This window comes from bacterium, assembly GCA_026398675.1.
Taxonomy (GTDB): domain Bacteria; phylum RBG-13-66-14; class RBG-13-66-14; order RBG-13-66-14; family RBG-13-66-14; genus RBG-13-66-14.
Window position 1 is genome coordinate 4,334 of sequence record JAPLSK010000149.1, and the last position, 1,145, is coordinate 5,478.

2 protein-coding genes are annotated in these 1,145 nt (G+C 67.6%); both read right to left on the reverse strand.

All coding sequences use genetic code 11. The features are described 5' to 3' along the window. On the reverse strand, positions 1-704 hold a 704-nt coding region (locus NTW26_03970; GenBank protein ID MCX7021429.1), incomplete at its 3' end, for a glycosyltransferase. Positions 705-714: 10 nt separating this feature from the next. Next, a complete protein-coding gene (locus NTW26_03975; protein ID MCX7021430.1) occupies positions 715-1,071 on the reverse strand; it encodes a hypothetical protein in 357 nt (118 codons plus the stop codon). Between the last annotated feature and the right edge of the window lie 74 nt (positions 1,072-1,145).

Here is a 1,145-nt window from a genome sequence, read left to right on the forward strand (position 1 = left end):
CAGGCGACCTGGCGCCCCCCGACGGCAATCGCGAGCGGGACGATTGAGTCGTCGGCGCGGTGGGCCGGCACGTCGGGGATCAGCTCCCGCCGGGCGGCGTAAATCGTGCCCGCCCCCATCAGCATCGTGCCGGAGAGCGATTCGGCAGCCTTGATGGCGTCCTCGTAGCGCCAGTACAGCCCCTCGCCGGCGGCGGTGCCGGACCGCTCCGTCCCGAGCAGGCGCAGGCGGCCGCAGGCGGCGCCTACCCGGGGGTCGGCGAAGACGGCGGCCAGCCTCCGCAGGGCGTCCGGCTCGTAGCGCGAGTTGGCGTCGGAAAAGCAGATAATTTCGGCGTCCCCGGCGGAGGCTATCCCCAGCTTCAGCGCGTTGACCTTCCCCTCCCGCCTCTCCTGGCGGATGAGGCGCACCCGGGGATCGCCCAGGCTCTCGACCGTCGCGTCGGTGCCGTCGTCCGAGGCGTCCGAAATGACGTAAATCCGCAGTCTGTCGGGGGGATAATCGCTCTCCAGGGCGTTGGCGAGCTTATCGGCGATGACGGTCGCCTCGTTGTGAGCGGGAATCAGAAGGGCGAGGGGCGGCAGGTCGCCGGTATCGGCCCGGGGCCGCTTACGACGGACGAGACCGACGAGACCGATGAGGAGGGGATATCCGAGGTAGACGAATGCGATGAGACCCAGGAGAGACCAAACGGCTGCCGTCATCCGACCCGCCCTAGGATAGCTGCCGGCTCCGGTCGTCCGCGGTGGATCCCCCCCGGCCCGGTTGGACGGCGGTCGCGCCCGCCTCCTCCATCTCTGCGACGAGCGGGGGCAGGCTGCGGAGGAGTGTTTTGTAAGTCGCGTTGCCCAGGACACCGATGCCGGCGAAGATGAGGGCGTAGAACGGCGGTCCCAGGACGCACCCGAAGAGTATCCCCATGAACTCGTCCTCGACCAAGCCCGCAGCGATCGAGCCAATGAGGTACGCCGCGTAACCGATCAATCCCAATACGCCCAGGACGATCCAAAATCCGAAGAAGAGGAAACGGAAAAGGGAGGCGGATTCCAGACCCAGGAAACGGTACCGCATGTGAACCTCCACCTAGTACTCCTCGTCATGGGCTGCGAGGATGGCCGCCCCAAGCGCCAGGGCGGCGTCTTCGA

Excerpts from the sequence above, each read along its gene's own strand:
- NTW26_03975 (MCX7021430.1), bottom strand. The coding sequence starts at position 1,071 with ATGCGGTACCGTTTCCTGGGTCTGGAATCCGCCTCCCTTTTCCGTTTC.